Raw genomic sequence first — 24,421 nt, 5'->3', positions numbered from 1 at the left:
CCTTTTCCGTGTCGTGCGTAGGCGGCCGTTCGTACGCGGCCTTTCGTACGCGGCCTTTCGTACGAGGGCTCAGCCCGGCTCGGTCACGCCAGCTTGGTCACGTCGCGCACCGCGCCCTTGTCCGCGCTGGTCGCCATGGCGGCGTAGGCGCGCAGGGCGGCCGAGACCTTGCGTTCGCGGTTCCGGGGGGCGTAGGCGCCGTTCAGCGCCTGCTCGCGGCGCGCCAGTTCGGCCTCGTCGACCAGCAGCTCGATGGTGCGGTTCGGGATGTCGATGCGGATGCGGTCACCGTCCTGGACCAGGGCGATGGTGCCGCCGGAGGCCGCCTCGGGGGAGGCGTGGCCGATGGAGAGACCCGAGGTGCCGCCGGAGAAGCGGCCGTCGGTGATCAGGGCGCAGGTCTTGCCGAGGCCGCGGCCCTTCAGGTACGAGGTCGGGTAGAGCATCTCCTGCATGCCGGGGCCGCCCTTGGGGCCCTCGTAGCGGATGACGACGACGTCGCCGTCCTTGACCTCGTGGGTGAGGATGCGCTGGACGGCCTCCTCCTGGGACTCGCAGACGACCGCCGGGCCCTCGAAGGTCCAGATCGACTCGTCCACGCCGGCCGTCTTCACCACGCAGCCGTCGACCGCGAGGTTGCCCTTGAGGACCGCGAGGCCGCCGTCCTTGGAGTACGCGTGCTCGGCGGAGCGGATGCAGCCGCCCTCGGCGTCGTCGTCCAGGGACTCCCAGCGCTCGGACTGCGAGAAGGCCTCGGCGGAGCGGACGCAGCCCGGGGCCGCGTGCCACAGCTCGACCGCCTCCGGGGAGGGCGAGCCGCCGCGGACGTCCCAGGTCTTCAGCCAGTCGGCCAGGGACGGGCTGTGGACCGCGTGCACGTCCTCGTTGAGCAGGCCCGCGCGGTGCAGCTCGCCGAGCAGGGCGGGGATGCCGCCGGCGCGGTGCACGTCCTCCATGTAGTACGTGCGGTTCTTCGCGACGTTGGGAGCCACCTTCGCCAGGCACGGCACCCGGCGCGAGACGGCGTCGATCTGCTCCAGGCCGAAGGGGACTCCCGCCTCCTGGGCGGCGGCCAGCAGGTGCAGGATCGTGTTGGTGGAGCCGCCCATCGCGATGTCCAGGGCCATGGCGTTCTCGAAGGCCTGGAAGGTGGCGATGTTGAGGGGGAGGACGGAGTCGTCGTCCTGCTCGTAGTAGCGGCGGGTGAGGTCCATGACCGTGCGCGCCGCGTCCTCGTAGAGGCGGCGGCGGGCGGTGTGGGTGGCGAGGACCGAGCCGTTGCCCGGGAGGGAGAGGCCGATGGCCTCGGTCAGGCAGTTCATCGAGTTGGCGGTGAACATGCCGGAACAGCTGCCGCAGGTCGGGCAGGCGTTCTCCTCGATGCGGAGGATGTCCTCGTCGGAGATCTTGTCGTTGACGGCGTCGGAGATCGCGTCGACCAGGTCGAGCGTGCGGACCGTGCCGTCGACCAGCGTGGCCCGGCCGGACTCCATCGGGCCGCCGGAGACGAAGACGGTCGGGATGTTGAGGCGCAGGGCGGCGATCAGCATGCCCGGGGTGATCTTGTCGCAGTTGGAGATGCAGACCAGGGCGTCGGCGCAGTGGGCCTCCACCATGTACTCCACCGAGTCCGCGATCAGGTCGCGGGAGGGCAGGCTGTACAGCATGCCGCCGTGGCCCATGGCGATGCCGTCGTCGACCGCGATCGTGTTGAACTCGCGCGGGATGCCGCCCGCCTGCGTGATCGCCTCGCTGACGATCCGGCCGACCGGCTGGAGGTGGGTGTGGCCCGGCACGAACTCGGTGAAGGAGTTCGCGACCGCGATGATCGGCTTCCGGCCGATGTCCGCACCGGGTACACCGGAGGCGCGCATCAGGGCGCGGGCGCCCGCCATGTTGCGGCCGTGGGTGACTGTGCGGGACCTCAGCTCGGGCATCGTCGCTCGCTCCTTCAGTGACCTTCTGGTTCTGCGTCCAGAGAGTGTCCAGAGAGTTCTGGCTGCCTATGAGCCTACGCCGACGCTCCAAGGGATGGACATGGTTGTCCGGAATACGGGACGCCCATTTCACCCGTCGGTGCGTCTCACCCGTCCGTGAGGTGGTGCTGTACGACGGGGGCGACGCGGGCGACGATCTGCTCCAGGTCCGCCGACGCCAGCGGTTCCAGCTTGATCACGTAGCGCATCATCGCCACGCCCACCAGCTGGGCGGCGGCCAGCTCGGCGCGCAGCTCCCGGTCCGGCAGGTCCACCTGGGCGGCGATCCGGCGCATCAGCTGGGTGGCGATCAGGCGGCGGAACACGGCGGCCGCGGTGTCGTTGTTGACGGCCGAGCGGAGGATGGCCAGCAGCGGGGTACGGGACGTGGGGTTCTCCCAGACGCCGAAGACGAAGCGGGTCAGCCGCTCCCCCATCCCCTCCAGGGAGCCGGCGGCCACCGCGTCGGGGGCGTTCAGCGCGGGCGCGAAGGCGACCGCGACGGCCGCCTCGAAGACCTGCTCCTTGGTGCCGAAGTAGTGGTGGACCAGCGCGGAGTCGACGCCGGCCGCCTTGGCGATGCCGCGGACGGAGGTCTTCTCGTAGCCGCGCTCGGAGAACTCCTCGCGGGCCGCGCCGAGGATGCGGTCGCGGGTGCCGGCGGACTCCGTGCGCGGGGGACGGCCCCGTCGGCGGGCGGGCGGTTCGTCCGCCGCGGAGGGGCCGGTGGAGGAGCCGGTGGGAGGTCCGGCGGAGGGGCCGGTGGGAGGTCCGGCGGAGGGGCCGGTGGGGGGCTCGGCGGAGGGGCCGGTGGGGGGCTCGGCCGGGGATCCCGCTGGGGGCTGCTTCTCGCTCATCGCCGGGGCACCCGTACCGCCGAGGCCAGGTGTTTGCGGGTGAAGGCCAGGGCCTCGGCGAGATCGGCCTCGCGCTCGGCGCCGGACATCGCCCGGCGGGTGTTGACCTCGATCACGACATGGCCGTCGAAACCGGAGAGGACGAGGTGTTCCAGCAGCTCGGCGCAGGGCTGGGTGCCGCGGCCGGGCACCAGGTGCTCGTCCTTGGCGGAACCCCTGCCGTCGGCCAGGTGGACGTGGCCGAGCCGGTCGCCCATGCGGCCGACCATCTCCAGCGCGTCGGTGCGGGCCGTCGCCGTGTGGCTGAGGTCGACCGTGAAGTGCCGGTAGTCGTGCTGGGTGACGTCCCAGTCGGGGGCGTACGCGAGCATCTCGCGGTCGCGGTAGCGCCACGGGTACATGTTCTCGACCGCGAACCGTACGTCCGTCTCGTCCGCCATCCGCCAGATCCCGTCGACGAAGTCGCGCGCGTACTGCCGCTGCCAGCGGAAGGGCGGGTGGACGACGACGGTGGAGGCACCCAGCTTCTCGGCGGCCGCCCGGGCCCGCTGGAGCTTGACCCAGGGGTCCGTCGACCAGACCCGCTGGGTGATCAGCAGACAGGGGGCGTGCACGGCCAGGACCGGGATGCCGTGGTAGTCCGACAGGCGGCGCAGCGCCTCGATGTCCTGGCTGACCGGGTCGGTCCACACCATGACCTCGACACCGTCGTACCCGAGGCGCGCGGCGATCTCGAAGGCCGTCGCCGTGGACTCCGGGTAGACGGAGGCTGTCGACAGCGCGACGGGGACGTCCCTGGGTTCAGCCACGGGTGCCACCTTAAGGGGTGGAGTGGCTCCGGTGTTTGGTGCCCATTCGCCGTTGTGAGCTTTGCCATTCGGGCGGGTGCGGGTGCGGGTGTGTGGTGGGTTGCTCGCGCTCATGCGGCGGAGCCGCACATCGGCACAGCCCCGCGCCCCTTACGGAGCGCTATGCGGATCCCATGTGATCCAGGCGTCGCAGGATCACGCCCTCCCGCAGGGCCCACGGGCAGACCTCCAGGCTCTCCACGCCGAAGAGATCCATCGCGCCCTCGGCGACCAGGGCGCCCGCCAGCAGCTGGCCGGCGCGGCCCTCCGAGACTCCGGGCAGTTCGCCGCGCTGTTCCGCGGTCATGGAGGCCAGCCGGGGGACCCAGGCCTCCAGGGACTCGCGCTTGAGCTCGCGCTGGACGTAGAGGCCCTCGGCGCTGCGGGCGGCGCCGGCGATGCGGGCGAGCTGCTTGAAGGTCTTGGAGGTGGCGACCACGTGGTCGGGGGTGCCGAGGCGGCTGAATTCGCCGACGGAGCGGGCGATCTCCGTGCGCACATGGCGGCGCAGGGCGCGGATGTCCTCGGCGGCGGGCGGGTCGCCGGGCAGCCAGCCCGCGGTGAGCCGGCCGGCGCCGAGCGGCAGGGAGACGGCGGCGTCCGGCTCCTCGTCTATGCCGTAGGCGATCTCCAGGGAGCCCCCGCCGATGTCCAGGACCAGCAGCTTCCCCGCCGACCAGCCGAACCAGCGGCGTACGGCGAGGAAGGTGAGGCGGGCCTCCTCGGCGCCGCTGAGGACCTGGAGTCGTACGCCGGTCTCGGCCTCCACGCGCGCGAGGACGTCGTCGGCGTTGACCGCCTCGCGGACCGCGGAGGTCGCGAACGGCAGCAGGTCCTCGACGCCCTTGTCCTCGGCGGCCTGGAGGGCGTCCTGTACGACGGCGACGAGCCGGTGGATGCCGTCGTCGCCGATGGCACCGCTGTCGTCGAGGAGTTGGGCGAGCCGAAGGTCGGCCTTGTGCGAATGCGCGGGCAGCGGGCGCGCGCCGGGGTGGGCGTCCACCACCAGCAGATGCACCGTGTTCGAACCCACATCCAGGACACCGAGTCTCATATACGGAACGCTACTGCCAGATCCGCGGTCGACGGACCCCGGAGCGGGCGTCGGCCACTTACCCTGGTCATGTGCCAAAGACGAAAAAGGCGAAGGACCCCAAATCCTCCAAGGCATTGAAGGATGGGGAGTCCGCGCAGGCGAAGGCGTCGTCCATGTCGAAGAAGTCCAAGAAGTCCAAGACGTCCGATCAGGCCGCGAAGGCGAGCGACGAGAAGGGGCTCGACTTCGCGCGCGCGTGGGTGGAGTTTCCTGACCCGGCGGACGACGAGCAGATCTTCCGCTGTGATCTGACATGGCTCACCTCTCGCTGGAACTGCATCTTCGGCAGCGGCTGCCAGGGCATCCAGGCGGGCCGCGCGGACGACGGGTGCTGCTCGCTGGGCGCGCACTTCTCCGACGAGGACGACGAGAAGCGGGTCGCCGAGCATGTGGCGCGGCTCACTCCGGACATCTGGCAGCACCACGCCGAGGGCACGCGGAACGGCTGGGTGTCGAAGGACGAGGAGGGGTCCCGGCAGACCCGGCCGTACCAGGGCTCGTGCATCTTCCAGAACCGGCCCGGCTTCGCGGGCGGCGCGGGCTGCTCGCTGCACATCCTGGCGCGGAAGGAGGGCCGGGAGCCGCTGGAGACCAAGCCGGACGTGTGCTGGCAGCTGCCGATCCGGCGGACGTACGACTGGATCGACCGGCCCGACGACACGCGCGTGCTCCAGGTGTCCATCGGGGAGTACGACCGCCGGGGCTGGGGTCCGGGCGGCCATGACCTGCACTGGTGGTGCACCTCGGCGACGTCGGCGCACGGCGCGGGCGAGCCGGTGTACGTGTCCTACCGGCCCGAGCTGACCGAGCTGATGGGCAAGGCGGGGTACGACCGTCTCGTCGAGCTGTGCGAAGCGCGGCTGGCCTCGCAGCTGCCACTGGTCGCCCCCCACCCCGCCGACCCGGCCCCGTAACGCCACCGGCATCCCCGAGGGGGTGGCGTTTGGATCAGGCCGGCTGTGACGAACGGTGCGGATCGGCCGACCCGAGCGGGGTCGTGGGGCCCCTCCCGCGCGAGCGAAGCCGAGCGTGGGGGATTCGGCGAGTGACGACAACGCCGCAGACGGGGCGTGCCAGACCCCACGACGCCGGGATGATCCAAACGCCACCCCTAGCTGCCCGACGGGCTCGGCGTGGCGCTGCCGGAGGCTGTCGGGGGCGGTGACGGCGAGGCCGGGGGCGTCGGTGTGGGGCTCGGGGCGGTCGGAGGGGTGGACGGCGGAGTGGAGGGCCGGGTCGTGGGGGGTGCGGTCGGCGGGGCGGGCTGAGCGGAGGACGGCGGGGGCGCGGGGGGTGTCGGGCGCGTCGGGGCCGTGCCGTAGCCGTCGATCGTGACCACCGTGGCCGCCGGGGCGACCGCCACCTGTGCGTGCCAGTGGCCGGAGGGCTCGCGGAGGTGGTCGACGTACACCTTGATCGTCGACGTCCGGCCGGGGGCGAGGGTTCCCGAGGACTGGCTGAGGTAGAGCCAGCCGACGGCGGTGGACGCGGACCAGCGGACCGGGGCGGTGCCCGATGCCGCGAGGGTGATCAGCGTGGTGTCGCCGTCGTTGGCGGCGGTCACGTCCAGGTGGCCGGCGCCCTGCCGCCCCGCTCCGGTGACGCTGACGACCTCCACCGAGACGTCCGCCTTACCGTTCCTGCCGACGTGGGCGCCGGGCTGCACGCTGGCGTTCCCCGCGTTCTCGTAGCCGCCGCCCGGGGCGTCGGCGAGGGCGTCGGGACCTTGCGCCTCGCTCGTGGAGGGCGAGCGGCCCTCGCCCTCCGCCGTGGGAGCACCCCGGTAGGCGGCCCACAGGGCCAGGACGGGGGCGGCGACCACCGTGGCGACGACCGTCGTCGTCACGGCACGCGCGCGGAGCCGGTCGCGGCGGGCCGCGCGGTCCTTGGGGTCCATCGGGAAGCCGCGCCGGTCGAACCGGGGCACGCCGGCGCCACGCGCGCGTGCGTGGTGCGCGAACGCCCTGTGCAGGTCCGCGCGGGGTGCCTCCAGGACGGGCAGCTCGGCGGGGGTGACCGTGGTGCCGGGCCAGCGCCCGGGGGCGGCGGCGCGCTCGGCGGTGCGGCGGCAGCGCGGGCAGTCGTCGACGTGCCGGACCAGCTCGCGGCGCAGCGCGGTGCTCAGGACGAGCCGGCTGTCGCCGGTGAGGTGGGCCACGCTCGGACAGCCGCCGGCCTCGACCACGGCCAGGGCCGCACGGGTGCGCTCGACCTCGCAGGCGGCGGAGGCGAGCAGCTCGCGCGCGGCGGCGACCGCCATGCCGAGGACGGCGGCGACCTCGTGGGCGCCGAGGTGGTGGCGGACGGCGAGTTCCAGGGCCTCGCGCTGCTCCGGGGTGGTGCCGGCGGCCTCCGGCCAGGCCAGCAGGGCGAGTTCGCGGCGCCGTTGCTCCTGGGTCTCCGGGGCGAGGGCCGGATCGGAACCCTGTCCCGCCGCCGCGCCGGCGGCCCCTTTCCCCCCGGCTCCTTTCCCCGCGGTCCCGCCGGCTTCGCCCGCGGCCGCCCCGCCCGCTCCGGCCGGCGCCGCGCGGCCCGCCGCGTGGGTGGCCTGACGTTTCTGCTTGGCCTCGGTCAGCCCGCGCAGGCACGCCCAGCGGGCCAGTGCGTACAGCCAGGCCCTGCGGTCGGCCGCGGCCTCCGGGACGCGGTGCGCGCGCCGCTCGGCCAGGGCGAGGACGTCGCGGAGGGCGGCGGTGGCGGCGTCGTGGTCGCAGAGCACCGACAGGCAGTAGGTGAACAGTCCGTCCAGATACGGCTCGTAGCGCGTCGGCACGCGGTGGGCGAGGGTACGCGCGGCGGCGCGGTCGCGCCCCTCCCGCTCCTCGCGTGCCTCACGTGTTTCGCGCGCCGCGTGGTGCGTCCGGTGCGCTCCGGTGGTGCGGGTCGTGGTCTCCGGACTGCTGCTCATCACCTGTGCGACCGTAGGCGGCCCCGGAGCGCCCCTTCTTTATCCTTGAGCTCTTTTAATCCGTACGGGTGAAACGATCCCTCATAAGGGGACAGGAACCCTTTGTTGCGCGACTCGGGGAGGTCCGCGGCCCGGTCCGGAAGCGTCCGTGGCCCGGTCCCGGGACCGGTTGTCAGTGCCGCGGGCTACGGTTTCCGCATGGCTGCCCGTACCAAGACCACCAAGGACCGCCCGTCCTACCGCTGCACGGAGTGCGGCTGGCAGACGGCCAAGTGGCTCGGCCGCTGCCCCGAATGCCAGGCGTGGGGCACCGTCGAGGAGTACGGCGCGCCCGCGGTCCGTACGACGGCACCGGGCCGCGTCACGAACTCCGCGCTGCCCATCGGCCAGGTCGACGGCCGCCAGGCCACCGCCCGCACGACCGGCGTGCCCGAGCTGGACCGGGTGCTCGGCGGCGGCCTGGTGCCCGGCGCGGTCGTGCTGCTCGCGGGCGAGCCCGGCGTCGGCAAGTCCACCCTGCTGCTGGACGTGGCCGCCAAGTCCGCGAGCGCCGAGCACCGCACGCTCTACGTCACGGGCGAGGAGTCGGCGAGCCAGGTGCGGCTGCGCGCGGACCGCATCGGCGCGCTGCACGACGAGCTGTATCTGGCCGCCGAGACCGATCTGGCCGCCGTCCTCGGCCACTTGGACGAGGTGAAGCCGTCCCTGCTGATCCTGGACTCGGTGCAGACGGTGGCCTCCCCTCAGATCGAGGGTGCGCCCGGCGGCATGGCTCAGGTGCGGGAGGTGGCCGGGGCGCTCATCCGCGCCTCCAAGGAGCGCGGCATGTCCACGCTCCTCGTGGGCCACGTCACGAAGGACGGTGCGATCGCGGGCCCCCGCCTCCTCGAACACCTCGTGGACGTCGTCCTGCACTTCGAGGGCGACCGGCACGCGCGCCTGCGCCTGGTGCGCGGGGTGAAGAACCGCTACGGCGCCACGGACGAGGTCGGCTGCTTCGAGCTGCACGACGAGGGCATCACCGGCCTGGCCGACCCCAGCGGCCTGTTCCTGACCCGGCGGGCCGAGCCGGTGCCGGGCACCTGCCTGACCGTCACCCTGGAGGGCCGCCGCCCGCTGGTGGCCGAGGTGCAGGCACTGACCGTCGACTCCCAGATCCCCTCCCCGCGCCGGACGACCTCGGGCCTGGAGACCTCCCGGGTGTCGATGATGCTGGCGGTGCTGGAGCAGCGCGGGCGGATCAGCGCGCTCGGCAAGCGGGACATCTACTCGGCGACGGTGGGCGGGGTGAAGCTGTCCGAGCCCGCCGCCGACCTCGCCATCGCGCTGGCGCTCGCCTCCGCCGCGAGCGACACCCCGCTGCCGAAGAACCTGGTGGCCATCGGCGAGGTGGGCCTCGCGGGCGAGGTCAGACGGGTCACGGGCGTGCAGCGCCGGCTCGCCGAGGCGTACCGGCTGGGCTTCACGCACGCGCTCGTGCCGACCGATCCGGGCAAGGTGCCGCCCGGCATGAAGGTCCTGGAAGTGGCGGACATGGGGGACGCGCTGCGGGTCCTGCCGCGCTCGCGTCGCCGGGAGGCCCCGCGGGAGGCGGAGGAGCGCCGGTAGACTTTGCCCAGGTCTCGCCCGTCCGTGCGAACAGAGTACGGGTGCGGGGGCGCGTCAGAACCTGCGACCGGAGGAGTGCAGTGGCAGCCAACGACCGGGCAGCAGCTCCCGGAAAGATCGGTGGGAGTGCCGGTTCCGATGGCCTGATGCGCGCCTCGCTGAGCGCCGTGGCTCCCGGTACGGGCCTGCGCGACGGCCTTGAGCGCGTGCTGCGCGGCAACACCGGCGGGCTGATCGTCCTCGGCTCGGACAAGACGGTCGAGGCGATGTGCACGGGCGGTTTCGTGCTGGACGTGGAGTTCACCGCGACCCGGCTGCGCGAGCTGTGCAAGCTGGACGGCGGCATCGTGCTCTCGTCGGACCTGTCGAAGATCCTGCGCGCGGGCGTGCAGCTGGTGCCTGACCCGACGATCCCGACGGAGGAGACGGGCACACGGCACCGTACGGCGGACCGGGTGAGCAAGCAGGTCGGCTTCCCCGTGGTCTCCGTCTCCCAGTCGATGCGCCTGATCGCCCTGTACGTCGACGGTCAGCGCCGCGTCCTGGAGGACTCGGCGGCGATCCTGTCCCGTGCGAACCAGGCGCTGGCCACGCTGGAGCGGTACAAGCTCCGCCTGGACGAGGTGGCGGGCACGCTGTCGGCGCTGGAGATCGAGGACCTGGTGACGGTCCGGGACGTCTCCGCCGTCGCCCAGCGGCTGGAGATGGTCCGCCGCATCGCCACCGAGATCGCCGAGTACGTGGTCGAACTGGGCACCGACGGCCGCCTCCTGGCCCTCCAGCTGGAGGAGTTGATCGCGGGCGTCGAGCCGGACCGCGAGCTGGTCGTGCGGGACTATGTCCCCGAGCCGACGGCGAAGCGCTCCCGCACGGTCGAGGAGGCGCTGTCCGAGCTGGACGCGCTGACCCACGGGGAGCTGCTCGAACTGGGCACGGTGGCACGTGCGCTGGGCTACACCGGGTCCCCCGAGACGCTGGACTCGGCGGTCTCCCCACGGGGCTTCCGGCTGCTGGCCAAGGTCCCGCGGCTGCCGGGCGCGATCATCGACCGGCTGGTGGAGCATTTCGGCGGCCTGCAGAAGCTGCTCGCCGCGAGCGTCGACGACCTCCAGACCGTGGACGGCGTGGGCGAGGCCCGCGCCCGGAGCGTGCGCGAGGGCCTGTCGCGGCTGGCGGAGTCTTCCATTCTGGAGCGGTACGTCTAGCGCGCCCCGTCAGGGGCGCGGGGCCGCATCGATATGCGGCTCCGCCGCGTGGGCGCGAACAACCACGACGAACCCGCAGCCGCCCGACGACAGCCCCACCCGAGCTGTCACGCGTCAATCAGCCGACAGCACGAACGAAGCCTGCTGCTTGCCGAAGCCCGGGGTGCTGGCCTCCAGCAGATACGTGTCCGCCTTCGCCGAGCCCGCCGCAGGCGTCGCGCACTGCGCGGCGCTCGGCTTGCGGTCCCACGTCACCCTGTACGTGATGCTCTGCCCCGCCGGCACCCGGAAGACGAGGCTCGCCGCGCCCTTGGGGCAGTCGGACGACGTCCACAACGCGTCCCTGCCGGACGACGGCGTGATGGTCAACACCGCGTTCTTCGGCCCGAGATCGATCTTGCAGTCGGCCGAGGAGCTGTTCTTCGCGGTGAGTTCGAAGGTCGGCGTCTGGTCCGGCGAGTAGGAGTTGTGCAGGCTCTTCAGGCTCAACGCCACTGCGGAGGACGTGCAGTTGGGCAGCGAGGAGGACGCCGGGAGCGCGTCGCCCGCGACGACCGTACCGCCGCCCGCCCCGCCCGAGGACGAGCCGCCGCCGGACCCCGAGCCGCCGGAGGAGTCCACGGAGCCGGAACCGCCGTCGCCGCCCGACCCGGAGTCGCCCGCGCTGCTGCCGCCGCTCGACTCGTCGCGCCCGCCCGGGTGTTGGCTGATCGCGGGCCCGGACGAGGAAGGGCCCGGCGTGATGGTGTTCGCGGGATTCTTGCCGTTGGACGCGCCGCTGTTCTTCTTGCCGCCTCCGCCGCCGGCGGTGACGACCAGTGTGATCACCAGCGCCAGCACGGCGACCACGGCCAGCATGACGGCCCTCCTTCGCCAGTAGATGGAGGAGGGAAGCGGCCCGACCGGATTGCGCAGAGATCCCACGGCCCAAACCTTACGAGAGAACGGCGCGCTGTCTTGTGCCACCCGCCGCTCCGGTACCAACTTTTCCGGATCATCATCCCGGTAACTGCCGTAACAGTCAGGGTTCTTCACGTTTCGGTACGCTCGGTGATCGTGCCGTCACCCACCCTGCCCGCCCAGGCGTGGCAGGATCGGAAGGCCATGACTGAGAAGCTCCACACCCCCGTGATCGCCTGGTTCGACACCCATGCCCGCGACCTCCCCTGGCGCCGCCCGCAGGCGGGTCCGTGGGGTGTGATGGTCAGCGAGTTCATGCTCCAGCAGACCCCGGTCAGCCGGGTGCTGCCCGTCTACGAGGAGTGGCTGGCCCGCTGGCCGCGCCCGGCCGATCTCGCCAAGGAGGCGCCGGGCGAGGCGGTGCGCGCCTGGGGCCGGCTCGGCTATCCGCGCCGGGCCCTGCGGCTGCACGGCGCCGCGGTGGCCATAACGGAGCGGCACGGCGGGGACGTACCCACGGACCACGCGCAGTTGCTGGCCCTGCCCGGGATCGGCGAGTACACGGCCGCGGCCGTCGCCTCCTTCGCGTACGGGCAGCGGCACGCGGTGCTGGACACGAATGTGCGCCGGGTCTTCGCGCGCGCGGTGACCGGGGTGCAGTACCCGCCGAACGCGACGACGGCCGCCGAGCGCAGGCTCGCGCGCGAGCTGCTGCCGAAGGACGAGGCGACGGCCGCACGCTGGGCCGCCGCCTCCATGGAGCTGGGCGCGCTGGTGTGCACGGCGAAGAACGAGGGGTGCGCGCGCTGCCCGATCGCGGCGCAGTGCGCGTGGCGGCTGGCGGGCAAGCCGGAGCACGCGGGGCCGCCGCGACGCGGACAGACGTACGCGGGGACGGACCGCCAGGTGCGCGGCAAGCTGCTGGCGGTCCTGCGCGAGGCGCACGCGCCGGTGCCGCAGGCGACGCTGGACCGGGTGTGGCACGAGCCGGTGCAGCGGGCCCGCGCGCTCGACGGACTCGTCACGGACGGTCTGGTGGAGCCGCTGCCCGGCGGCCTGTATCGACTGCCGCTCAGCTGACGGGCGGTCACATCACGGCGAACGCCTCCCCGTTACCGAGCACTCATCACGACAAAGCGCCCCATAAAGGGACATAGTGATCACCCCTCTTACCCCTCACCGCCTTCCGTTACACAACTGACGGATAGCCGATTGCTAGCCGAAGGCTGGCTCGCACAGCGCCGTGACAACCACTGCCTAACTTCGTTTCTGTGCCCGGCAGACCACCGGGGATACGGGGAACGCAAGACGCAGGACTTCAGGCGCGAGCCGGAGTGAACGGGGAACGGAGGCGGTTGATCATGGCGCAGGGCGAGGTGCTCGAATTCGAGGAGTACGTCCGCACCCGGCAGGACGCGCTGCTGCGCAGCGCGCGCCGACTGGTTCCGGACCCTGTCGACGCACAGGACCTGCTCCAGACCGCGCTGGTGCGCACGTACGGCCGCTGGGAGGGCATCGCCGACAAGCGGCTCGCCGACGCCTATCTGCGCCGCGTCATGATCAACACCCGGACCGAGTGGTGGCGGGCGCGCAAGCTGGAGGAGGTCCCGACCGAGCAGCTGCCGGACGCGTCCGTGGACGACTCCACCGAGCAGCACGCCGACCGGGCCCTGCTGATGGATGTCATGAAGGTGCTCGCGCCGAAACAGCGCAGTGTTGTAGTGCTGCGACACTGGGAGCAGATGTCCACGGAGGAGACGGCCGCCGCCCTCGGCATGTCGGCCGGTACGGTCAAGAGCACGCTGCACCGGGCGCTCGCCCGGCTCCGCGAGGAGCTGGAGGCCCGCGATCTGGACGCACGCGCGCTGGAGCGTGAGGAGCGGGAGCGTTGCGCGGCCTGACACAGGCCGGGTCCGAGCGGGCCCCAGGCGGTACACAGGCGGTGATCACGGTGGGGGCCGTGCTCGCCGCCCTCGCCCTTTTGGTCGCCGCGTGCGGCACGGGGGGCACGGGCGCCCGGGACGAGGGCCCGGCACATGCCTCGGCGGTGGCGGGGGCCGTCGCCTCGCCGTCGGCGAGCCCGTCCGGCACGTACAAGCGGGTGGACGCGGTGTCGCTGGTCAAGGACGACCCCCAGGTCTCCACGACCGTCAAGAGCGAGCTGAAGCCGTGCAGCGGCGAGGAGTACCCGGTCGACGTCACCTACGGCCAGCTCACCGGCGGCTCGACGGACGACGTCGTCGTGAACGTGCTGACCTGCGCCGACGCGGTCGGCATCGGGTCGTATGTGTACCGGGACGAGGGCGGGACGTACAAGAATGTCTTCAAGACCGAGGAATCGCCGGTCTACGCGGAGGTCGACCAGGGCCTGCTGACCGTCACCAAGCAGGTCTACAAGAAGGGCGATCCGATCTCCAGCCCGTCCGGCGAGGATGTGATCACCTACGACTGGACCGGGGGCCGCTTCGTCGGACGGCCATCGGTGCACACCGACTACGGCAAGACCGGCGCGGGCACCGAGTCGACACCCCCGCCCGACAACTGACCACGACCACCGACCGCCCACGACCACCGACCGAGCACGAGGACTGAGAGCACCGGGATGGCAGACCAGACCCACGTCCTGTTCGTCGAGGACGACGACGTCATCCGCGAGGCCACCCAGCTCGCCCTGGAGCGCGACGGCTTCGCGGTCACCGCGATGCCCGACGGCCTGTCCGGCCTGGAGGCGTTCCGGGCCGACCGTCCCGACATCGCGCTGCTCGACGTCATGGTCCCGGGACTGGACGGCGTCAGCCTGTGCCGCCGCATCCGCGACGAGTCGACCGTGCCGGTGATCATGCTGTCCGCGCGCGCCGACTCCATCGACGTCGTCCTCGGCCTGGAGGCCGGCGCCGACGACTACGTGACCAAGCCGTTCGACGGCGCCGTCCTGGTCGCCCGGATCCGGGCGGTGCTGCGCCGCTTCGGGCACGCGGGCGGGGGCGCGCAGGGCGAGCAGCCCGCCGACGAGGTGACCGGCGGCGTGCTCAGCTTCGGCGACCTGGAGATCGACACCGAGGGCATGGAGGTGCGCCGGGCCGGACAGCCGGTCGCGCTCACCCCGACCGAGATGCGCCTGTTGCTGGAGTTCTCCTCCGCGCCGGGCACGGTGCTCTCCCGTGACAAGCTGCTGGAGCGTGTGTGGGACTACGGCTGGGGCGGGGACACCCGGGTCGTCGACGTGCATGTGCAGCGGCTGCGCCAGAAGATCGGCCAGGACCGGATCGAGACGGTCCGCGGCTTCGGCTACAAGCTGAAGGCCTGAGCGAGGCGCACATGTGGGGGTTCCTTCGGCGACCGATGCTGCGCATGGAGCGCATGGACCTGCGCACCGGGCTCAGATGGAAGCTCAGCGCGGCCATCGCCCTGGTGGCCGGGCTCGTGGCGATCGTGCTGAGCCTGGTCGTGCACAACGCGGCCCGGGTCTCGATGCTGGACAACGCGCGTCAGCTGGCCAACGACCGCGTCCAGATCGCCCAGCGCAACTACGAGCTGAACCGTCGCCCCAACTTCCCCAACATCAAGCTCGACGACCCCGACCTGCCGGACGCGCTGCGCGAGAAGCTCGAAGAGGGCCGGATGGTCAGCGACGTCTCCGACCACGCCGGCCGGGCGGACATCTGGGCGGCCGTGCCGGTCAAGGACGGGCACGTGCTGTCGTACCACAGCCATCTGCCGGATCCCTCGGCCGAGATGCTGAACGATCTCGACCAGGCCCTGATCATCGGCTCGGTCTCGGTCGTCCTCGGCGGCAGCGCGCTCGGCGTGCTGATCGGCGGCCAGCTCTCCCGGCGGCTGCGCAAGGCGGCGGCCGCCGCGAACATGGTCGCCAAGGGCGAGACCGACGTGCGGGTGCGCGAGGCCATCGGCGGGGTCGTACGGGACGAGACCGACGACCTCGCGCGCGCGGTGGACGCCATGGCGGACGCGCTGCGCCAGCGGCTGGAGGCGGAGCGCCGGGTCACCGCCGACATCGCGCACGAGCTGCGCACCCCGGTGACGGGTCTGCTCACAGCCGCCGAACTGCTCCCTCCCGGCCGCCCGACGGAACTCGTCCTGGACCGGGCGAAGGCGATGCGCACGCTGGTCGAGGACGTGCTGGAGGTGGCCCGCCTCGACGGCGCGTCGGAGCGGGCCGAGCTCCAGGACATCATGCTCGGCGAGTTCGTCACCCGGCGTGTGGCGGCCAAGAACCCGGACATCGCCGTACAGGTGGTGCACGAGTCGGAGGTCACCACCGACCCGCGTCGCCTGGAGCGGGTGCTGTTCAACCTCCTCGCCAACGCCGCCCGGCACGGCCGCCCGCCGGTCGAGGTGACCGTCGAGGGCCGCGTCATCCGCATAAGGGACCACGGCCCCGGCTTCCCCGAGGAACTCCTCGCGGAGGGCCCGAGCCGCTTCCGCACGGGCAGCAAGGACCGCGCCGGCCAGGGCCACGGGCTGGGCCTCACGATCGCGGCCGGCCAGGCCCGCGTCCTCGGCGCCCGCCTGACCTTCCGCAACATCCGCCCCGCCGGCTCCCCGCCCCACATCCCGGCGGAGGGCGCGGTGGCGGTGCTGTGGCTGCCGGAACACGCGCCGACGGCGACGGGGAGCTATCCGATGCTGCCGCTGTCGGGGGGAAGCGGCTGATTCGGCGGTACGGCGCCCCTGGCGACGGGCCGCCGAGCGGAAAGGGAAGCTGAGCGGAGAAGGAAGAAGACCCCGGGGCGGACACCGGCCGGGGTCTTCGGTTCAGGGTGAGGCGGGTGGGATCAGACGGCCTCGACCATCACCGGCGCGGCGGCGTCCTCGCCCTCCGGCGACGGCTTGGCGCCGGCGCCCCGCAGCGGGACCTCCTTCACGAACACCGCCGCGGCCAGTACGAGGACCGCGATCGCCGCGCCCAGCAGGAACGCCGAGTGCGTACCGGCGGAGACGGCGTGCTGGTAGGCCTCCCGGATCATCGGCGGCAGCTTCTGCAGGCTCTTGGCGTCCAGCGCCGCGCTCTTCTCGGTCATGTGCTTGCCGGCCGTACCGGCCCGCTCGGCCATGACGTGCTTGACCCGGTCGTTGAACAGCGCGCCCATGATGGCGACACCGAAGGACGAGCCGAGCGTACGGAACAGGGTGGTGGACGAGGACGCGACGCCCATGTCCTTCATCTCCACGCTGTTCTGCGCGACCAGCATGGTGATCTGCATCAGGCAGCCCATGCCGAGGCCGAGGACGGCCATGCAGATGCCGGAGGTCAGCCGGGTCGTACCGGTGTCCATGGTGGACAGCAGGTACAGACCGACGGCCATCAGGACACCGCCGACGATCGGGAAGGCCTTGTAGCGGCCGCTGTTGGTGGTGACCCGGCCCGCGACCATCGAGGTCACCAGCATCGCGCCGAGCATCGGCAGAAGCAGCAGACCGGAGTTGGTCGCGGACGCGCCCTGCACCGACTGCTGGTACAGCGGCAGGTAGAGCGTCGCGCCGAACATCACGAAGCCGGTGATGAAGCCGATGAAGGACATCAGCGTGAAGTTGCGGTTCCGGAAGATGTGCAGCGGCAGCACGGGCTCGGCGGCCCTGGTCTGCCAGAACACGAACCCGACCAGCGAGGCCACGCCGATGGCGATCAGCTCCATGATCCGCGCGGAGGTCCAGGCGTACTCGCTGCCGCCCCAGGTGGTGACCAGCACGATCGAGGTGATGCCGACGGTCAGCAGGACGACACCGAGGTAGTCGATGCCCGCCTTGGCCCGCTTCTTCGGCAGGTGCAGCACGGCGCTGACCAGCGCGAGCGCGACGGCGCCGAGCGGCAGGTTGATGTAGAAGGCCCAGCGCCAGCCCCAGTTGTCGGTGATGGTGCCGCCGACCAGCGGGCCGCCGATCATCGCCAGCGCCATGACACCGGCCATCATGCCCTGGTACTTGCCGCGCTCCCGCGGCGGGATCAGGTCGCCGATGATCGCCATGACGCCGACCATCAGACCGCCGGCGCCGAGGCCCTGCACGGCACGGAAGCCGATCAGCTGCCCCATGTTCTGGGCCATGCCGCTGAGGGCGGAGCCGGCCAGGAAGATCACGATCGAGCTGAGGAAGGACCCCTTGCGCCCGTACATGTCGCCGAGCTTGCCCCAGATCGGGGTCGAGGCCGCGGTGGCCAGGGTGTAGCCGGTGACCACCCAGGACAGGTGTTCCAGGCCGCCCAGTTCACCCACGATCGTCGGCATCGCCGTACCCACGATCATGTTGTCGAGCATCGCGAGCATCATCGCGATCATCAGCGCGAGCAGCACGACCCGCACGCTCTTGGGCTGTTTGCCCTCACTTGCGGGCTGTTGGCCCGCGGTGGCGCTTCCTACTGTGTCCGCCATCTTTCTTTCCATTCCCCCTGCGGCTTCTACTTACTTGCCGCCCGGCTAGTTGACTACACTGCGGAAGGTAGACCTGTCACTAGCCGGGCGTCAAGTAAGTTTCATGGGAGCGCAAGGAGTACGAGGATGGGCGGCACGATGGACGGCACGAAACAGCAGCGCCGCGGCAACACCCGCCAGCGCATCCAGGACGTGGCGCTCGAACTCTTCGCGGAGCAGGGCTACGAGAAGACCTCGCTGCGCGAGATCGCCGAGCGTCTCGACGTCACGAAGGCAGCCCTGTACTACCACTTCAAGACGAAGGAAGAGATCATCGTCAGCCTCTTCGAGGACCTGACGAAACCGATGGCGGAACTGATCGAGTGGGGCCGGGGGCAGCCGTCCACGCTCGACACGAAGCGGGAGATCATCCGCCGCTACAGCGCGGCCCTCGCCGAGGCGGAGCCGCTGTTCCGCTTCATGCAGGAGAACCAGGCGACGGTACGGGAACTGCGCATCGGCGACATCTTCAAGGACCGGATGCGGGGCCTGCGGGACATCCTCATCGACCCCGGCGCCGACCTCGTCGACCAGGTGCGCTCCGTCAGCGCGATGTTCACGCTGCACGCAGGGATGTTCGCGATGCAGGACCTGGAGGGAGACGTGGAGAAGAAGCGCGCGGCCACGCTCGCGGTCTCCCTGGACCTGATCACCCAGGCCCACGAACACGCCTGCCGGCGCACGTAGGGGGGTGACGCCGCTCAGAAGGTGACGCCCTTGCCGCGCAGGAAGGCGGCCGGGTCGACGGCGGAGCCGTGGTTCGGGGTCGTACGGATCTCGAAGTGCAGGTGCGGACCGGTGGAGTTGCCGGTGGAGCCGGACAGCGCGATGCGCTGGCCGGCCTTGACGGCATGGCCCGCCTTGACGTCGATCCGGGACAGGTGCGCGTACTGCGAGTACGCGCCGTCGCCATGCCTGATCACGACGGCGTTGCCGTACGCGGGGCCGTCGCCGGCGCCGTTCGGGCCGGCCTTGACGACGGTGCCGCCGTGCGCGGCGACGACGGCGGTGCCGGTCGGCACGGCGAAGTCCAGACCGCTGTGCTTGGCCTGCCACATGCCGCCGGCCTGCATGAACCGGGCCGACAGCGTGTACTTCTTCACCGGGGCGACCCAGCCGGCCGACGGCGCGGCCGCGCTCGCGTCCCCGGTCCCCACGACGGCCAGGGACCCCATCGCGGCGGCCAGGACGGTCACGCGGGCGCGGAGCGAGGACGTACGGGAAGAACGGGACGTGACGCGCTGGAACATCGAAACCTCGTGAACTCGGGGACAGAGCCGCCACCCGGCGAACGGATGTCCCTCCGGGCGGCCACTCCTTGGTAGCCCAGCACCCCGCCCACCCCAAAACGCCTCTCCTACGGCGCCCGGTAGTAGATGCCATCGCTCCGAGGCCGCCGTTCTTTACCCACCGGCTCCGGTCATGACGCTCTCTTTGTCGGCCCTTTACCCGTCCGGCCGGCTCCACTATCCGGGCTAGTAGCGGGCACATGACCTGTGCGGCTTATCACCGGGTTCCCCGTCGGCGATCACGTGAATGTGACGCACACCCCCTGGGCGCCTACCGTTCAGTAACCCTACGGTTCCCCTCACGCCACCCTCACCTCAGATCATGCCCCTGACATTCAGGACCCGTCCGCGTGAGAGGACCCCCACCGATGACCAGAGGCCCCTGGGCTCGCCGTATCTCCGCCACCGCCGTCTCCGTGGCCGCCCTGGCCGCACTGGCCGCCCCGGCCCAGGCCGCGACCACGAGCAGCACCGCGGCCGGCACCACCGCCACCGCGACGGCCACGAAGGTGGACTACGCGACCTGGCAGAAGGACTGCCAGACGGTGATGGACCAGGCCCTGCCGTACCTGAAGGAGCGCATCGCCGCCGCCGAGCCGGGCGAGAAGCAGGCGATCGTCTTCGACATCGACAACACCACGCTGGAGACCGACTACGGCTTCAGCTTCCCCCAGCCGGCCAACAAGCCCGTGCTGAACGTCGCGCAGTACGCCCAGGAGCACGGCGTCTCGCTCTTCTTCGTCACGGCCCGCCCGGGCATCATCGAAGAGCCCACCGAGTGGAACCTGAAGTACGACGGCTACGACGTCTCCGGCCTCTACGTCCGCGGCCTGTTCGACCTCTTCAAGGACGTCGCCGCCTACAAGACGGCCCAGCGCGTCGACATCGAGAACAAGGGCTACACGATCATCGCGAACATCGGCAACAGCGCCACCGACCTCTCCGGCGGCCACGCCGAGAAGACCTTCAAGCTCCCCGACTACAACGGGCAGTTGTCCTGACGACCGTCGGCGCTTGATCTCCGGATGCGCTGAAGGGGCCGGTGCCAAAGGCACCGGCCCCTTCAACTCGGCTGGTCCGCCGGAGGCTTACGCCTCCTTGCTCAGGTTCGGCCCGGCACCGCCGGCCGCCTGCTCGATCGGCGGGACGTCGGGCAGCGCCGACTTCTCCTCACCGCGGAAGGTGAAGGTCTGGGCGTCGCCCTCGCCCTCGGTGTCCACGACCACGATGTGACCGGGGCGCAGCTCGCCGAAGAGGATCTTCTCCGAGAGCGTGTCCTCGACCTCGCGCTGGATCGTGCGACGCAGCGGACGCGCGCCCAGCACCGGGTCGTAACCCTTCTTGGACAGCAGCTCCTTGGCGGACTGGGAGAGCTCGATGCCCATGTCCCGGTCCTTCAGGCGCTCGTCCACCTTGCTGATCATCAGGTCGACGATCCGCAGGATGTCCTCCTGCGTCAGCTGCGGGAAGACGACCACGTCGTCGACACGGTTGAGGAACTCGGGCCGGAAGTGCTGCTTCAGCTCGTCCTGGACCTTGTTCTTCATGCGCTCGTAGTTGGTCTTCGTGTCACCCGAGGCCGCGAAGCCCAGGTTGAAGCCCTTGGAGATGTCCCGGGTGCCGAGGTTGGTCGTCATGATGATGACCGTGTTCTTGAAGTCCACGACCCGGCCCTGGGAGTCGGTCAGGCGACCGTCCTCCAGGATCTGCAGCAGCGAGTTGAAGATGTCCGGGTGGGCCTTCTCGACCTCGTCGAACAGGACGACGGAGAACGGCTTGCGGCGCACCTTCTCGGTGAGCTGGCCGCCCTCTTCGTAGCCCACGTAGCCGGGGGGCGAACCGAAGAGACGCGAGACCGTGTGCTTCTCGCTGAACTCCGACATGTCGAGGGAGATCAGCGCGTCCTCGTCACCGAAGAGGAACTCGGCGAGCGCCTTGGACAGTTCGGTCTTACCGACACCGGACGGGCCGGCGAAGATGAACGAACCACCGGGACGCTTCGGGTCCTTCAGACCGGCACGCGTACGACGGATCGCCTTCGACAGCGCCTTGACGGCGTCCACCTGGCCGATGACCCGCTTGTGGAGCTCGTCCTCCATGCGCAGCAGGCGGGAGGACTCCTCCTCGGTCAGCTTGAAGACCGGGATGCCGGTGGCGGTCGCGAGGACCTCGGCGATCAGCTCGCCGTCGACCTCGGCGACGACGTCCATGTCGCCGGCCTTCCACTCCTTCTCGCGCTTGGCCTTGGCGGCCAGCAGCTGCTTCTCCTTGTCACGCAGAGAGGCGGCCTTCTCGAAGTCCTGCGAGTCGATCGCGGACTCCTTGTCCCGGCGGACGGCGGCGATCTTCTCGTCGAACTCGCGCAGGTCCGGCGGAGCGGTCATCCGGCGGATGCGCATCCTCGACCCGGCCTCGTCGATCAGGTCGATCGCCTTGTCCGGCAGGAAGCGGTCCGAGATGTACCGGTCGGCCAGGGTGGCCGCCTGGACCAGGGCCTCGTCCGTGATGGAGACGCGGTGGTGGGCCTCGTAGCGGTCGCGCAGACCCTTGAGGATCTCGATCGTGTGCGGCAGGGACGGCTCGGCGACCTGGATGGGCTGGAAACGGCGCTCCAGGGCCGCGTCCTTCTCCAGGTGCTTGCGGTACTCGTCCAGCGTGGTCGCACCGATGGTCTGCAGCTCACCGCGGGCCAGCATCGGCTTCAGGATGCTCGCGGCGTCGATGGCGCCCTCGGCGGCACCCGCACCGACCAGCGTGTGCAGCTCGTCGATGAACAGGATGATGTCGCCGCGGGTGCGGATCTCCTTGAGCACCTTCTTCAGGCGCTCCTCGAAGTCACCGCGGTAGCGGGAGCCGGCGACCAGGGCGCCGAGGTCCAGCGTGTAGAGGTGCTTGTCCTTGAGCGTCTCGGGCACCTCGCCCTTGACGATGGCCTGGGCGAGGCCCTCGACGACGGCGGTCTTGCCGACGCCGGGCTCACCGATCAGGACCGGGTTGTTCTTCGTACGGCGGGACAGCACCTGCATGACCCGCTCGATCTCCTTCTCGCGCCCGATGACCGGGTCGAGCTTGGACTCACGAGCGGCCTGGGTGAGGTTCCGGCCGAACTGGTCGAGGACGAGGGAGGTCGAGGGGGTGCCCTCGGCCGGGCCGCCGGCGGTGGCGGTCTCCTTGCCCTGGTAACCGGAGAGCAGCTGGATGACCTGCTGCCGCACCCGGTTGAGGTCTGCGCCCAGCTTGACCAGGACCTGGGCGGCGACGCCCTCGCCCTCACGGATCAGGCCGAGCAGGATGTGCTCCGTGCCGATGTAGTTGTGGCCCAGCTGAAGAGCCTCACGGAGCGACAGCTCCAGGACCTTCTTGGCACGGGGAGTGAAGGGGATGTGCCCGGACGGGGCCTGCTGGCCCTGGCCGATGATCTCCTCCACCTGCTGGCGGACCGCCTCAAGCGAAATGCCGAGGCTCTCCAGGGCCTTAGCGGCGACACCTTCGCCCTCGTGGATGAGACCCAGGAGGATGTGCTCGGTGCCGATGTAGTTGTGGTTGAGCATCCGGGCTTCTTCCTGAGCCAGGACGACAACCCGCCGCGCGCGGTCGGTGAACCTCTCGAACATCGTTAATCGCTCCTCAGAGCGGTCAGGCAGTGGGGGGAACTTCCCCTCCCTGTCCTTCCGCAGCTTAGTCCCGCAAGCGGGGACCGCTCATTCCAACTGCCGACACCGTCCTTGGCCTCCTGACCCCGAACGCCGACATCTGTCCCAACCTGATGGTGCGAGACGATGTTCCCGCAGGCCAGGCAGTTACCCTCATCGCCAGTACGCCGATGGCGAACGTGAGACGGGCCGTCCTGCGTGTCGCCCCCTCCCACTAGGCATGTCTTACCCGCGGGGACTGACACTCCATGCCGTACGGCCCCGTTCCCTCCGCTAAGGGCGAACAACCTCGCGCTCCCCGGACCCCCCACACGCCTCCTCTTGCGAAACCGTGAGCAACCTTTCGAGTACGCAGCGTAACCATCAGGTCGCTCGGCCGGTTGCACCTGGCATGGCTGGCCCGGCCCGGGAGCACCGCATGACTCACCCTGTCCACACCGTCCCCTTTCCCCGCCGGCCCCTCGACCCGGGCGACGGCCTCCTCGACCCTCCTGCCCCGGAATCGGGGCCGTGCTCCGCGGCGGCCGGCCCGGAGGCACGAACCCGCCACTGGTACGAGAACGATCTGGGGTGGGCGACCGTGCCCGGACGGCCGCTGCGGCTGCTCACCGGGGTGCGGTTCGACGTCCTGGACGTGCCGGCCGAGGCGGGCGCGCGGGCGCTCCGGCATCTCGCGCCGGGCTCTCCGGTGGCGCTGCGGGGCGACCGCATGAAGCTGCTGGTGGCCGCGGGCGGCGCGGAGGAGCTGCCGGGGCTGCTGGACTGGCTGGAGTGGAGCGCCGTCCCCCTCGACCTGCGGGCCCTGGGCGCGGGCGGCGCGGTGGAGGCACCGGAGCCGCCACCGGGGGCCGGCGGTGCGCCGGAGGCGCCGAGGTCATCGCTGCCGGATGCCGGTGTGCCGGAGGCCGGTGTGCCGACGGCCGACCTGCCGACGGCCGGTCCGGCTTTCGGCTCCGTGCCTTTCGGCTCCGTACGGGGGGCCGCCGTGTGGCTGCGGCCCCCCCGGCCGGGAGGCGAGGCCGAGGCCTCGCTGCCTGCGCTGTCGGCGATGGGACGCGAGGGGAGCGCCCCCGATCTCGTGCGACTGGTGGACACGGTGGCAGCGGAGTGTCACCGCGTCCGGCTGCGGCGCGCGGGCGCCGGGCCGTCGCCCGCCGTGCGGCGGGATCAGCCGTTGGCCTTCTCGTAGGCCTCGCGGATGTTCCCCGGAACACGGCCGCGGTCGTTGACCTCGTAACCGTTCTCCTTCGCCCAGGCGCGGATCGCCGCGGTGTCCTGGTTGCCACCGGAAGCGGCGCGGGCCTTTCCGCGTCCACCAGAGGCACGGCCTCCGGTACGACGGCCGCCCTTCACATAGGGCTCCAGAAGCCCACGCAGCTTGTCCGCATTGGTGGTCGTGAGATCAATCTCGTACGTCTTGCCGTCCAGCGCGAACGTCACGGTCTCGTCCGCCTCGCCGCCGTCGAGGTCGTCGACAAGAAGGACCTGAACCTTCTGTGCCACCGGATTTCCTTTCATCGATAACGTTGAGGGCCAGGGGTGTGCGGCGTCCGCCGTTTCGCCGCCCCTGTTATATGCAGTACTGCACTACGCCGGAAAGCAAACCGCTTTTGCCGGAAAAACACAAACCCCCGGGAGAGCACCGGTGGACTC

General features: G+C 71.1%; 21 protein-coding genes. 11 read left to right on the top strand and 10 right to left on the bottom strand.

From position 1 onward, the window contains the following. Nucleotides 1-83: 83 nt before the first annotated feature. From ilvD to ACZ4MF_RS07345, 4 genes are all read right to left on the bottom strand, one after another. Complete coding sequence (ilvD, locus tag ACZ4MF_RS07360) at nt 84-1,937, bottom strand: dihydroxy-acid dehydratase (protein ID WP_467490621.1); 1,854 nt, start codon at nt 1,935-1,937, stop codon at nt 84-86. 146 nt (nt 1,938-2,083) lie between these two features. After that, complete coding sequence (locus ACZ4MF_RS07355; RefSeq protein ID WP_467490619.1) at nt 2,084-2,833, bottom strand: TetR/AcrR family transcriptional regulator; 750 nt, start codon at nt 2,831-2,833, stop codon at nt 2,084-2,086. Continuing rightward, the gene (locus ACZ4MF_RS07350; RefSeq protein ID WP_356029145.1) at nt 2,830-3,642 is read right to left on the bottom strand and encodes a sugar phosphate isomerase/epimerase family protein; all 813 of its coding nucleotides are present in this window, start codon (nt 3,640-3,642) and stop codon (nt 2,830-2,832) included. Before ACZ4MF_RS07350 ends, ACZ4MF_RS07355 begins: the two co-directional genes overlap by 4 nt. Before the next feature lie 160 nt (nt 3,643-3,802). Continuing rightward, nucleotides 3,803-4,735: a Ppx/GppA family phosphatase gene (locus ACZ4MF_RS07345; protein WP_356029147.1), complete on the bottom strand. Its 933-nt coding sequence runs from the start codon at nt 4,733-4,735 to the stop codon at nt 3,803-3,805. A 155-nt stretch (nt 4,736-4,890) separates the two neighbouring features. Here ACZ4MF_RS07345 and ACZ4MF_RS07340 point away from each other — a divergent pair, with 155 nt between their 5' ends. After that, on the top strand, nt 4,891-5,691 hold the full coding sequence (locus tag ACZ4MF_RS07340; protein ID WP_467490617.1) for a DUF3109 family protein: 801 nt from the start codon (nt 4,891-4,893) through the stop codon (nt 5,689-5,691). Between the two features lie 197 nt (nt 5,692-5,888). On the opposite strand, the gene ACZ4MF_RS07335 is transcribed toward ACZ4MF_RS07340, so the two are convergent. After that, the gene (locus tag ACZ4MF_RS07335) at nt 5,889-7,685 is read right to left on the bottom strand and encodes a BACON domain-containing protein (protein WP_467490615.1); all 1,797 of its coding nucleotides are present in this window, start codon (nt 7,683-7,685) and stop codon (nt 5,889-5,891) included. A gap of 198 nt (nt 7,686-7,883) precedes the next feature. Here ACZ4MF_RS07335 and radA point away from each other — a divergent pair, with 198 nt between their 5' ends. Further along, nucleotides 7,884-9,293, top strand: coding sequence for a DNA repair protein RadA (gene radA, locus ACZ4MF_RS07330; protein ID WP_467490613.1), 1,410 nt, complete (start codon nt 7,884-7,886; stop codon nt 9,291-9,293). A gap of 80 nt (nt 9,294-9,373) precedes the next feature. Then, the gene (gene disA / locus ACZ4MF_RS07325; protein WP_071378492.1) at nt 9,374-10,498 is read left to right on the top strand and encodes a DNA integrity scanning diadenylate cyclase DisA; all 1,125 of its coding nucleotides are present in this window, start codon (nt 9,374-9,376) and stop codon (nt 10,496-10,498) included. A 114-nt stretch (nt 10,499-10,612) separates the two neighbouring features. Here the strand turns inward: disA and ACZ4MF_RS07320 are convergent, their stop codons facing one another. Then, nucleotides 10,613-11,422, bottom strand: coding sequence for a hypothetical protein (locus ACZ4MF_RS07320; protein ID WP_467490611.1), 810 nt, complete (start codon nt 11,420-11,422; stop codon nt 10,613-10,615). Between the two features lie 180 nt (nt 11,423-11,602). On the opposite strand from ACZ4MF_RS07320, the gene ACZ4MF_RS07315 reads away from it, so the two are divergent. From ACZ4MF_RS07315 to cseC, 5 genes are all read left to right on the top strand, one after another. Further along, complete coding sequence (locus ACZ4MF_RS07315; protein WP_467490609.1) at nt 11,603-12,478, top strand: HhH-GPD family protein; 876 nt, start codon at nt 11,603-11,605, stop codon at nt 12,476-12,478. 281 nt (nt 12,479-12,759) lie between these two features. Next, nucleotides 12,760-13,299, top strand: coding sequence for a SigE family RNA polymerase sigma factor (locus ACZ4MF_RS07310; RefSeq protein ID WP_030751823.1), 540 nt, complete (start codon nt 12,760-12,762; stop codon nt 13,297-13,299). Continuing rightward, nucleotides 13,287-13,943: a hypothetical protein gene (locus ACZ4MF_RS07305; protein ID WP_467490607.1), complete on the top strand. Its 657-nt coding sequence runs from the start codon at nt 13,287-13,289 to the stop codon at nt 13,941-13,943. The genes ACZ4MF_RS07310 and ACZ4MF_RS07305 overlap by 13 nt, the downstream gene beginning before the upstream one ends. 57 nt (nt 13,944-14,000) lie before the next feature. Further along, nucleotides 14,001-14,705 (top strand): two-component system response regulator CseB, encoded by a 705-nt coding sequence (cseB, locus tag ACZ4MF_RS07300; protein ID WP_071385193.1) that lies wholly within the window; start codon nt 14,001-14,003, stop codon nt 14,703-14,705. Between the two features lie 11 nt (nt 14,706-14,716). After that, nucleotides 14,717-16,072 carry a two-component system sensor histidine kinase CseC gene (cseC, locus tag ACZ4MF_RS07295; protein ID WP_467490605.1) on the top strand — a complete coding sequence of 452 codons (1,356 nt, stop codon included), beginning with the start codon at nt 14,717-14,719 and terminating at the stop codon, nt 16,070-16,072. Nucleotides 16,073-16,194: 122 nt separating this feature from the next. On the opposite strand, the gene ACZ4MF_RS07290 is transcribed toward cseC, so the two are convergent. Next, nucleotides 16,195-17,787 (bottom strand): MDR family MFS transporter, encoded by a 1,593-nt coding sequence (locus ACZ4MF_RS07290; protein ID WP_467490603.1) that lies wholly within the window; start codon nt 17,785-17,787, stop codon nt 16,195-16,197. Nucleotides 17,788-17,913: 126 nt separating this feature from the next. On the opposite strand from ACZ4MF_RS07290, the gene ACZ4MF_RS07285 reads away from it, so the two are divergent. Further along, on the top strand, nt 17,914-18,513 hold the full coding sequence (locus ACZ4MF_RS07285; protein WP_356029163.1) for a TetR/AcrR family transcriptional regulator: 600 nt from the start codon (nt 17,914-17,916) through the stop codon (nt 18,511-18,513). A gap of 14 nt (nt 18,514-18,527) precedes the next feature. Here ACZ4MF_RS07285 and ACZ4MF_RS07280 read toward each other — a convergent pair whose 3' ends face one another. Then, nucleotides 18,528-19,076, bottom strand: a complete 549-nt coding sequence (locus ACZ4MF_RS07280) for a M23 family metallopeptidase (protein ID WP_467490601.1) — start codon at nt 19,074-19,076, stop codon at nt 18,528-18,530. 407 nt (nt 19,077-19,483) lie between these two features. On the opposite strand from ACZ4MF_RS07280, the gene ACZ4MF_RS07275 reads away from it, so the two are divergent. Continuing rightward, nucleotides 19,484-20,116 carry an HAD family acid phosphatase gene (locus tag ACZ4MF_RS07275; RefSeq protein ID WP_467490599.1) on the top strand — a complete coding sequence of 211 codons (633 nt, stop codon included), beginning with the start codon at nt 19,484-19,486 and terminating at the stop codon, nt 20,114-20,116. A gap of 87 nt (nt 20,117-20,203) precedes the next feature. Here the strand turns inward: ACZ4MF_RS07275 and ACZ4MF_RS07270 are convergent, their stop codons facing one another. Then, nucleotides 20,204-22,729, bottom strand: a complete 2,526-nt coding sequence (locus ACZ4MF_RS07270; protein WP_356029169.1) for an ATP-dependent Clp protease ATP-binding subunit — start codon at nt 22,727-22,729, stop codon at nt 20,204-20,206. A gap of 457 nt (nt 22,730-23,186) precedes the next feature. Between ACZ4MF_RS07270 and ACZ4MF_RS07265 the strand changes: the two genes are divergently transcribed. Further along, on the top strand, nt 23,187-23,957 hold the full coding sequence (locus ACZ4MF_RS07265; RefSeq protein ID WP_467490597.1) for an SCO3374 family protein: 771 nt from the start codon (nt 23,187-23,189) through the stop codon (nt 23,955-23,957). Here ACZ4MF_RS07265 and ACZ4MF_RS07260 read toward each other — a convergent pair. Next, the gene (locus ACZ4MF_RS07260; protein WP_071383679.1) at nt 23,936-24,271 is read right to left on the bottom strand and encodes a histone-like nucleoid-structuring protein Lsr2; all 336 of its coding nucleotides are present in this window, start codon (nt 24,269-24,271) and stop codon (nt 23,936-23,938) included. The genes ACZ4MF_RS07265 and ACZ4MF_RS07260 overlap by 22 nt on opposite strands. Nucleotides 24,272-24,421: the final 150 nt, after the last annotated feature.

The organism is Streptomyces sp. NPDC025793, assembly GCF_055558375.1.
This window is presented reverse-complemented; position numbering and strand designations above follow the sequence as displayed.